This window comes from Streptomyces kronopolitis (assembly GCF_014646275.1).
Classification (GTDB): Bacteria; Actinomycetota; Actinomycetes; order Streptomycetales; family Streptomycetaceae; genus Streptomyces; species Streptomyces kronopolitis.
This window is the reverse complement of the sequence record NZ_BMND01000009.1, coordinates 208,030-217,631: the sequence shown is the minus strand read 5'-3', so window position 1 is coordinate 217,631 and position 9,602 is coordinate 208,030. Positions and strand designations below refer to the sequence as shown.

Annotated in this window: 10 protein-coding genes; 7 read left to right on the top strand and 3 right to left on the bottom strand. The window is 68.1% G+C overall.

Features of this window, described 5'->3' with window-relative positions; all coding sequences use genetic code 11:
* Positions 1 to 594 precede the first annotated feature (594 nt).
* Entirely contained in the window at positions 595 to 1,344 is a 750-nt protein-coding gene (locus IEY78_RS13670; RefSeq protein WP_189097950.1) for a DciA family protein, read from the top strand.
* A gap of 154 nt (positions 1,345 to 1,498) precedes the next feature.
* Positions 1,499 to 1,912 carry a hypothetical protein gene (locus IEY78_RS13665; RefSeq protein ID WP_229699921.1) on the top strand — a complete coding sequence of 138 codons (414 nt, stop codon included), beginning with the start codon at positions 1,499 to 1,501 and terminating at the stop codon, positions 1,910 to 1,912.
* A 413-nt stretch (positions 1,913 to 2,325) separates the two neighbouring features.
* On the opposite strand, the gene IEY78_RS13660 is transcribed toward IEY78_RS13665, so the two are convergent.
* A complete protein-coding gene (locus IEY78_RS13660; RefSeq protein WP_189097949.1) occupies positions 2,326 to 3,762 on the bottom strand; it encodes a DUF5131 family protein in 1,437 nt (478 codons plus the stop codon).
* The gene (locus IEY78_RS13655; RefSeq protein WP_189097948.1) at positions 3,759 to 4,760 is read right to left on the bottom strand and encodes a hypothetical protein; all 1,002 of its coding nucleotides are present in this window, start codon (positions 4,758 to 4,760) and stop codon (positions 3,759 to 3,761) included. Before IEY78_RS13655 ends, IEY78_RS13660 begins: the two co-directional genes overlap by 4 nt.
* Before the next feature lie 377 nt (positions 4,761 to 5,137).
* Here IEY78_RS13655 and IEY78_RS13650 point away from each other — a divergent pair, with 377 nt between their 5' ends.
* The 3 genes from IEY78_RS13650 (at position 5,138) to IEY78_RS13640 (ending at position 6,514) form a co-directional block, all read left to right on the top strand.
* Positions 5,138 to 5,461, top strand: coding sequence for a hypothetical protein (locus tag IEY78_RS13650; protein ID WP_189097947.1), 324 nt, complete (start codon positions 5,138 to 5,140; stop codon positions 5,459 to 5,461).
* 121 nt (positions 5,462 to 5,582) lie between these two features.
* Positions 5,583 to 5,864, top strand: coding sequence for a hypothetical protein (locus IEY78_RS13645; protein WP_229699920.1), 282 nt, complete (start codon positions 5,583 to 5,585; stop codon positions 5,862 to 5,864).
* 287 nt (positions 5,865 to 6,151) lie between these two features.
* Positions 6,152 to 6,514, top strand: a complete 363-nt coding sequence (locus IEY78_RS13640; RefSeq protein WP_189097946.1) for a hypothetical protein — start codon at positions 6,152 to 6,154, stop codon at positions 6,512 to 6,514.
* Between the two features lie 177 nt (positions 6,515 to 6,691).
* Here IEY78_RS13640 and IEY78_RS13635 read toward each other — a convergent pair whose 3' ends face one another.
* On the bottom strand, positions 6,692 to 7,042 hold the full coding sequence (locus IEY78_RS13635; RefSeq protein ID WP_189097945.1) for a DUF6233 domain-containing protein: 351 nt from the start codon (positions 7,040 to 7,042) through the stop codon (positions 6,692 to 6,694).
* 380 nt (positions 7,043 to 7,422) lie between these two features.
* Here IEY78_RS13635 and IEY78_RS13630 point away from each other — a divergent pair, with 380 nt between their 5' ends.
* Positions 7,423 to 7,767 (top strand): hypothetical protein, encoded by a 345-nt coding sequence (locus tag IEY78_RS13630; protein ID WP_189097944.1) that lies wholly within the window; start codon positions 7,423 to 7,425, stop codon positions 7,765 to 7,767.
* A gap of 637 nt (positions 7,768 to 8,404) precedes the next feature.
* Positions 8,405 to 9,541, top strand: coding sequence for a hypothetical protein (locus tag IEY78_RS13625; protein ID WP_229699919.1), 1,137 nt, complete (start codon positions 8,405 to 8,407; stop codon positions 9,539 to 9,541).
* The last annotated feature ends 61 nt before the right edge of the window (positions 9,542 to 9,602 follow it).

Below are 9,602 nucleotides of genomic sequence, written 5' to 3'. Positions count from 1 at the left end.
TGGGCGATCCTGCTGACCAACAAGCTCTACTACACCCGCGACCGCCAGCCCCTGACGGACATCCGCAACACCTTCCGCGAACTGGCCTTCGCCTAAACGATGAGGGCGCCCCGGCGAAGGCCGGGGCGCCCTCATCGTCCAACTGGCGGCAGCCGGCCATGCTGCCGGGGCGTCGGGACCGTCTACACCGAAGCTGACGTCTTAGCCCGCCGAGCTTCGACTACGGCGCGACATGTCGGGCACAACGGATTGCCGCCGTGCCCGTAACGGTGGCAGGGCTGCCGGGGCAAGTCGCGCACCGTCCGACGTCCTTGCGCGGGCAGGACACCCTCACGGTGGACGGTGCGGGGGCGGGCGTGGTCACTGCGGAACCTTTCTTCTCAGCGACATAATCCACCCACTTCCTGGCGCATTCCCGCGCAGAGGCCAGCCACCCCTGGCGCTCGGCGACACTGACCTGATCGAGGACGCCGTCGCCTCAATGGGACCGGAAGCCGCCCAACAGCTCTACGGCCGCACGCTGCTGCACCTGGCCCGGCAGCTGGCCGCAGGCTCGCGCAGCACGCTAATGACCATCGGACATCGGTAGGAGTGATGACCGAGATGACCCCACCGGCCCACCACCCCGACGGCGGGGAGCCGTGCGGCGTCGACCTCGCCCGGGTCGCCCTGCACGCCGCGCGGGAGAGCGCGAAGAAGCGTGGCGGCGAGAGCCCCCCTTGCCCGCCGCCGGGAAGCCGCCGGCCGGCGCGGCCGAGACGGCCGCGACCCGCAGGGCTTCAGTGCGGTGCTCAGCGGCTGATGGCGGACCGGGCCTGGGGCCTGCCCGCCATCAGCCGCTGCCGCATCCTCGACCGCTGGCCGGACATCGCCGCCACCATCGCCCCGCAGCTGTCCCACCACATCGCCGCCGTCGCCTTCCACACGGAGACCGGACAGCTGGACCTGCAGCCCACCTCACCCGCCTACGCCACCCAGCCCCGGCTGATCACCCCGCGCATCATCACCGCCGCGAACCAGGCGGCCGGCACCACCACCGTGCGGCGGGTACGGGTCCTGCCCGTCGGCAACCTCCCGACCCTCACCACCACGACGCAGGCCCCGGCCGCCGCCGAGCCGGCTGAGCCGCCCAGGCCGGCTCAGCTGGCCCAGCCCTCCGACGGGTTCCGCCAGGCACTCGCTGCGCACCGAAAGGCGTGGTCCGGCCGTCCCGCCGACCTGGCGCTCCAGGAGGCCAACGAGCAGCAGACCCTGGCGCTGCGCCGCATGTCGGCGAGGGCCTTCCCTGAGACCGGGCCGCAGTCGGAGGATCAGCCGCAGCCCCTCGAGGCGGGCTCGAGCTGACCAGGTCAGGCAGCAGGGCACCGTATCGATGCCCCGCCGCCACGAGCCTGTTGCCCTACGTGGCCTGGTGCACATTCGCGACCTTCCTCAGCTCCGCCATCGCGCTGCGCAACCCTTGACCGAGAGCTGTCCCGGAAGGAATCGACACGGCCGGGTGATCCTGAAGGAGAACGGCGCCGCCCAGACGAAGAAGCCCAAGCGGCGCACCACCGCTGTCGTACGCCGGGACGGGCGCGAGCCGCTCGGACTCGGCAGCGCGGTCGGCGCGATGATGACCGAGCGCAGCTTGGTCGCTCCGGCCGTGAGCGGCAGCGTCCTCGCCCAGTTCGACCCCATCCTCGCCGTGGCCGCGCCCGAACTCACCGGCCGCGTTCAGGCCGTGGCGTTCGACGCGCACCGGCCGCTTGGACGTCGTCCCCGAAGCCCCGGCAGTCGGCACGAAGCTGCCCAAGGGACCTCCTCGCGCGTGTCGGACACCGGCCGGTCAGGGGGACGCGTGCGGGCGGGCCAGGACGCGGAGGTGGCGCTCGCGGCGGGCGCCGCTGACGAGGGTGGTGTCGCCCACTAGGAGACAGTTACGCCAGTAGGCAGCACCACCGTGACGCTTTCCCATGAAGAGCAGCTGCAGTCGTCGCCCTGCGCCCGCTGACAACGAGTGCCGCACCGTTCGGCTGCCGAGAACTGCAGGTACACATCGACTTCGCCGAACCGTTCGGCGAGTGCGCCAGCGAGCACCCGCAGGTGCTTCCGGGCGACCTGCCATCGTCGGGCTGGTTTATTCCACTCCGGGCGGATCCGAGCGCCCAGCTCTTCGAGGATCCAGCGAAGGTTGGATCCTCCCTCATACGGCATTCAGACCCACATCCGCTGCTCGCCAAAGTTCCGCCGCACCCATGGACGGACCACAGCAACCACCCCCTTCAACATCCATCGATTCTCGCCGAACTCGTAGGCGACGCGTTCCCGCGGCGCCTACGGGGGTCAGGCCGGGTATTCGTCGGGGAGTGCCATCCCTGGGTGCCCGTTGACCAGGTTTGGCTTCAGGTGGACCCGGCAGCCGGCGTCCCGAGCCTGGGCAACTAGACGGGCCACCCACTCGAAGGGGGGGCTGAAGGCCGGGACGACGCCGCCTTCTTGGCGGGTCTCGGTCTGCGCGCCGATGACGACCCAGTCGAACATCGACAGATCGCTGAACTCCAGCGGCTCCTTGAGGGGTTCGATGGACAGCCACTTCACCTTGACGCCTTCGATTTTGCGGAAGGCGTCCTCGGCGATCCGGACGCGCTTTTGCTCGTCGATGCTGGTGCCGACCCAGGCGGTCTTCGGCAGGTCGAGCTTGGTGTAGCGGGCGGGGAACTTTGTCAGGAGCAGGTAGTCCCAGTCGGCGTGGTGGTGCATGACGTCGTGGACTTCGTAGATCCAGGCATCAGGCACCCAGCGGCCGTAGAGGTCAGCCATGCTGCAGACGAAGACCCGACGCCACGACGGGTCATCGCGGTGCTGCTCGGGGACCTTCGTGTTGGCGGGAGCAGCGAGACGCTCGTGGTGGAAGAGCGGCGTGAATCCGGCCGGATTGACTTGCTTGAAACGCAGGGTGATCTCGCGCGCATAGCAGTAGTCGCACCCGTGCAAACAGCCAGTGACCGGGTTCCACGACCACTGGGCCCAGGAGATGCCCTCACCGTCGCTGGTGTTGTTGAACGTCGGCTTCCCCTCGGGCCGGGCGTAGGCGACCTCCGCCCCGTCATGGGTGCGCAGCGTCAGCATCACCTTGCCGGGCTTTTCGGACGGTGCGTTCTCCGGCATGGCCCGCCGGCGCTGCTGGGCCTCCTTGTCGGCCAGGTCGAGCGGCATTTCGCCGGAGCGGACCTTCTCCACCAGCTCGGGGGCGTAGGTCTGAACCGCCTTCGCCCGCTGCACCGCCCGAGGCGACGCTCCGACAGCCCGCGCGGCCTTCGGTCGTGGCCGGCACTCCTCCGCTGATTCGGACGGATCCGCCCGCATCAGCGGACCGTCCGTTACCTGCGTGTTTGCGTGTTTGCGGGCTCGTCGCGCCGACTCACGTTGCGCATCTTTCGCCTCGCCTTCGAAAGCCTTCTCGTATTCGAGGGCGAGGAAAGCGCGCTGACCGGCGCTGAGCTGACGGCGGGTGATGTTCTTCGAGACGATCAGGTCCAAGATCGCAGACTCCGAGAAGTCCTTGGGGAGGACTTCGAAATCTGCGTCCACGTCGGCGGCGTCGCAGGCGCGGTAGCGGTTGCGACCGTCGACGAGGACGGTGCGGTCATGATTGAGGACGATCTTGTCTCGCAGGCCGTGGGCCTTGACATCTCGGACCAGGTCGTCGAACTCATCGCCCTCAATGAGGGGGAACACGTCTGCGAATGGGTGTACTTCAAAAGGGCCGAGCTTGCTCATTCGGATGTTTCCTCGTCGTCGATTGCCCAGATGCCCATCTGCTCGGGCGGCCGGGGGACCGGCGCATCTTCGAAGGCGCTGATCATTTCGATGCGTTCATCGAGGGTCGCGTTGACCCAATGCTTCTCTTGTCCGCGGACGCCCTTGAGCTCCGCCTGGGTCAGGAAGAGCCGGAGCATCTCACCACGGAACCGGGCCTCTTCATTCCGGTACCAGGTGACCGTGGCATCCCGGCGATACTTCTTGAACGCGGAGCGGATCAGGTCTTCTGTCTTCGGGCGCCACTTGTCCGAGGTCTCGACGAGGTAGGCCCACTGGTCCCGGTCGCGGATGATGGGAGCGAAGCAGAGGTCCCGGTACCGCGGCAGCGTGTGCTGGAGCGCCGCGATCCGATCGAACAGCTCGATGCGTCCGCGGCGGGTGCCCTTGCTGCGCTTCAGGCCGCTGGCGTTGCAGCCCATGGTGGTGAAGCCGCGGAAGTAGGAGACGCTCCGTGCGCTGATCTCGCGGGAGAAGGTGGGGCGCATGGCCCACTCGGTGATGGCGTTGGGGTCGTTGATCAGGAACACAGCGTCGGATCGCCGGAGCATGTCGATCGAGGCGTCGCTACCGCTCTTGTTGAAGACCCGGATGATGGCCCGTTCTGTCCCCCACTGTTGTTCACCCATTCGAGTGAAGCCGAAGTCGGGAAGGTGTTCTTCAAGATTGGCGAGAAGTCGAACGTGCGTGTCCGGGTTGATCTCGTGGAGGAGGATCACGACAGGGATGGGGGACTTCGAGGCGTGGTAGGCCAAGATTCCTGGTGAGCAGCTGCGGTGCCATTCCCCGTCGCCCATCGGCACTTCCGCGTCCCCGGCGGTGAGGTCGTACCAGACCAGTCTGTGCGGGGCCTTCGGCAGGTACCGACTGGCGCCGACCTCTTGTCCGATCAGCTGATTCAACATTTTGTGCTTTGCCCGCGTTCGCCAGCTTCGCCCGACGTCCATCTGCTTCGGCACGCTGCAAGGTCCTTTCCCCCTGGGTAACCCGGCACCGGGCTGCATCACCCGGGCAGGAAGGAGAGGAAAACTACTTGAAATCCACGTTCATATGGTCGAGTTGGCGAATTACTATCGACACTTCGAACTAACGAGAGAGAAGGTCCAGGCCAATCAGGTCTCGCGGGTCGGCTGGCTGTGCTATCCGTGCACGCTCAGGCCAGATGTACGGCCCGCACACGCAAGGACGGTCCCGCGCGGCCGATGCTATGGGGACGCCATCCCGCACCACCAGGACGCCGAAGACCGGGCCCGTCGGCTCCTTCGGCGTCTCGCGCCAGCCGTAGGTCCCGGCCACTCCAGGCCGGCAGGACCTGGCCGACTCTCACGTGATAAGCGTGGCGCTGGAGTGCCGCGACGATCTGCTGGAGACGGCCGCCGTCCTGGACGCGCTCGCGTTGTGCCACGGCCCGGGCAGCTACCTCCCGCGGCCCTACCAGGAGGTGGCCGGACAATCGCCGGCCCAGGGCGTGGAGCTACGCACCGACGCATCCGACATGGCCGACCAGGCCGTGCGCCACGACCGGCGCCACGGCACCAGCACGACCGGCGATCTCCCGCCCGCCCTCGAGGCCGGCTGCACCGACGCCCAGCGGGACGCGGTGCGCGCCTACGTCCGGCGTGAATGGCTCGCAGCTCAGTCGGAGTTCGCCGACGACTGAGCCGTGGCCGGCTCGCCCCTTGGCACGGATGTCGCCGAAGCGTGCGATTGCTGGCCACCCGATGCGGTGGTGATCGGCCGATCGCCCCCATGCCGGTCGGCCACACCCGAGTGTCGTGGGCGTGGCCGACACATCTTCGAGCGCCCCGGGTCGAGAACCACAACGGCGTCCCGACGCGGAGGCCGGCACCGGCCGGGTGCGGTTCTCGCTCACCCGCTGGCTGCTCGCCCCGCGCACGACCTGGCAGGCCCGCCGCCTGGCGGCCGACTTCGGGCCGGGCATGGACGCCCGTACCGCGTGGACGATGGCACGGCTGGCCTGGCACCCGGACGAGCACGTCTTCGCGATGGCTCACCTGGACGGCGACGACCGCCCGAGTTCCAGCGGGCCAGGTGGGCGGTGAGGGCCGCATCGGCTGTGCGGCAGGCGTACCGCACCAGTGGCGGTCGTGGAGCTGCCCGGCGCCGGCGCGACACCACGCGCGCTGGACGGTGATGGGGAGGATCGCGGGACTGCCCAGTTCAGCGGGGCGGGGGTCGTTGGCGTCAGACACGATCGAGCGATACGGCACAGGCCAAGCGACAGGCGGATCCGGCCGAGGAAGAGCGAAACGCCACCGCCCGGCTGGTGTGGTCGCCCAGGATTCGGTCGTGTCGAATTCCATGAACCCCTCGTCGCGCGACGGCCGCCTTGGCCGCCATCGTGCTTGCCGCCCTGTGTGCATCGGGCTGCGGCGCCGATTCTCCGCCCGAGCAGCAAAACCGTCTGGACAAGGCCGCCGGCCTGGCTCAGTTCAAGGTCACATGCACCAAGGACATGTGGGACCGCACCCGCAAAAGCGGCCTCGATGGAAGGAACGACGAGAAGTTTGACAAGGTCAAGCAGGTCAAGCTCGGCGGCGATCAAGGCAAACGCGGCCTGATCCAGATCACGCTCACCGGCCCGCAGCTGGTGGAGTACCTCCGCAAGCTCGACTACGACGCCCACGGCGGTATCGACATGAATGGCCAGCGCCCCGGCGATAACGAGCCGATGGCGCGGCGCATGTTATGACGCCATCGCCCCCGTCATCGATCACATCAAGCAAGGTCAGCCGCCGCAGAGCGTGCCGCAGTCCGTCGTCGATGACGCGGTCGCGGATCCCTCCGCCGCCCCCGCCGACAGGCCCTGACCCGCCAGGCCGACGCAGCCGGCTGCTGAGCGTGGCCATCCGACGCCTGGATCTCGGCCTCAGTCGGTCTGGAGCTCACGCTCTGGGCGGCACAGCGCGCACGCTTCCACCCCGGCGGTCAGCGCCTCGATGGCCGCGCGGCGGGTTATCGGCCGCACCCGGGGCTGTCCGATGGTGCACTGGCCGTGATGGATGGCCACCGGGCGCGGATCGGCGCCCAGGGTCACCTGGACCGTCCAGGCCGGCGGCGACGCAGCGCGCGCGGCCGCCTGACGGGCAGCCTCCTGTGCCTGCTCCCGCTGTTCGGCCTGTGCGAGGCGGCGGTGAACGCGCTCCAGCTCCAGCCGGAGGTAGGTCGCGATCACTCTCAACCGCTCCACGCCGTCAGGCAGCGGAGAAGATTCGTTCACACGTTCGACTCTACGTCGGCGGGTCCTCGGGCGGCTCGCCCGGTGGTCTTCTCTGTGCCGCCTGCCGGTCTCCTTCATGGTGGTCGGCCCGCCGCGACTGCGCGGCCTGGGCGCTCGCTTCAAGTGCGGCCATCAGGCCCATCGGCCCGCCTTCGGCGGGGCTCGGCCTGCGCGGAGGCTCGATGCCCTTGGATTTTCCATCTTCACCAATCAATGCCCGCCCAGGGAACGGTACCGCACCATCATCGGAACCCCTGGCGGGCAAAATGATGTTCTCACTGCGTACAACGTCACGAGCTTGGCCAGTGCCAGCAAGTGTTAACGCTCCCGTGCGCGTGGAGTTCATTCATCGATAGGTGAGGCGAAGGGGGATGGTTCGCGTGGTGGAACAGACGCCGGCAGAGCGAGCTCTGGCTCGCTCGTTCACCTCTGGCAACGGGCAAGTCAGGTTTGAGGTCACGAACCTGACTGTTCATCACCACGCCAACCGCAGCGTCACCTTCACGTACTGGATCACTGTCGTGCGGCAACGGCACCCGGAAGAAGACTGGGAGTTCACTCTCCCCTGGGACGACAAGTCCTTCACCGACGTGCTCACCTCACCCCAGCCCGATCCTGAACGGCTGAAGCAACTCGTGCACCTGGTCCACGCCCTGCTCGAAGAGTGGTGGGACACCAAGGGGCACAACCGTCAGTCGGCAAAGATGGGACGCCAGCTGCGTTGACGCGGTACGCCAGCTGAACCCGCCAGATGCGCGAGGGCCTGGATCCGACGACGGATCCAGGCCCTCTGGCATAGCGGGCACGCACGTTTCCCCGCTGCGGTCATTGCAACCCCAAGGGTGGTTCAGCTGAGCCGTCCACGGGCCGTCCAGGACCTCCTCGACTCCGACCAGGACACTCTGTTATGAGCCGTCATCGACCCGGTCGACGCCGCTGCGACCCGCGCCCAGCAGAAGTCCGCTGCCCGCAGCGCCGAGGCAAGAGAGAGGCCGGGCCCCGAGGTGCTGACGCAGAACTGGCGTGAGCGCGCGGCCGCCGTCCGGCGACGCCGCGGCGGTCGATGCGATGGTGGCGGCCGTGCTACCCGGCCCGGATTCCTCAGCCCCCGCCAAGGCCGCTGGCGGCGGTCCGCTGATGCCGTCCACGCGCAGATCGCCGCCGAGGTCTGGGATGCCGGGCACAGCCTGACCGCGTCGAAGAAGGTCGTCGACCACCCTCGTTATCTAGTGCTGTCAAGCGAAGGTGCAGGTAGATCTGCTACAAGCTGTTCTGGCAAGTAAGGCAGGTTCTCTCAGTAGCCGTCTGCTCCAGACGGTGCATGGGCGGTGACTCCGGTCTTCGGTGTGCGTTGGACGTGTCGTGTCGACGACTGCATCGAGCTCCATCAATGTGAGCGCTGATCCCGCCGGACAGCCTCAGCAGCTGCCGTTCCTCCTGTCTTCCCAACAAGGCGAAGCCGCCCGTGCGTTGCTGAGCTACGTGGCTTCGCTGGGTCTTCCCGGCCCCGACTCCCAGCTTGTCGCCGTGGTGGTGGCTATCCGGGCCGCACGCGGCGGCGTCGATGCCCTCCGCGCCCTGGGCTGGCAGGTGGACGACGCGCTCTTCGACGGCGATGATCCGGCAACGCCGGTACCAGTCACGGTCCCTGACCTGGCCCGGGAGGCTGACCACCCCCTTCCCTTCGGGAAGAACGTGCGCTCGCGGGTGTCGGGATGGACCACACGGGCCTTGTCCGCCAAACCGGTCAAGAAGCTCCCGCCCGCCGCCCGGCTAGCCGGCTTGTTCCTCGCCGCGCATAGCACGGCCAAGCTCCAGGGGCAGATTCCGCCGGACCTTCCCGAAGCCTGCCGGGCCGCCCTGCCCGATCTCCGGCGGAGGGGCTTCCTTGCGGAGCTGTCCGAGGACCGTTGCCGACTCGACCCCGCAGTACGCCACTTGTCGGGCATGCGCCGCCCCGATGAAGAGGAACAGGCGGCGGAGCCCGCGAAGGCCGAAGGTAAGGGCGGGCTTCCCGCGAGGCCGGAGGTTCGGTTCGACGCTGCCGCCTGGGCGGAGTGGAAGAGAGCGGCAACCCCTGCGCTGCGACGGCACGTCGAGACTGTCGAGTTCTGCGCCGTGTGCGCACTCGAACCGGGGCAGGTTGCATCGGCATTCATGGAGCGGGTTCGCCCTCAGTTCTTCTCCAAGTGGATCAAGAACGCTTGCGGCGAGTGGAAGGAGGCACACCCTGACCGCGGCCCACAGGCAGCCGAGTTCACTGTGGACTTCCGGGCCGAGCACGGCCACGGCCCCTCCTACAATCAGTTGTGCTCAGTGGGCTGGGACGTGTGCCGCTCAGTGCGCGGCTTCATCGTGCAGCGACTGCTGTCGAACGAGTGGCTGACGGATACGAGCCCTGTGCCGTGGACGCTGCGCCCGGGGCAGGCTGCTCAAGCCCTGGGCATCGCTCTGCCCAGGGCGCGAGGCTCAGCAGTAGCCCCGCCCGCTCGGCCCTAAGCTTGTTCTTTTGCCTCTGGCCTCGAACGTTGCCTCGTACAGGCCCGCTCATCTGGGGTTT

What these genes read in the sequence shown, in the direction of transcription:
- IEY78_RS13670 (WP_189097950.1), top strand. Translation starts at nt 595, where the DNA reads ATGACCGAGATGACCCCACCGGCCCACCACCCCGACGGCGGGGAGCCG.
- IEY78_RS13660 (WP_189097949.1), bottom strand. Translation starts at nt 3,762, where the DNA reads ATGAGCAAGCTCGGCCCTTTTGAAGTACACCCATTCGCAGACGTGTTC.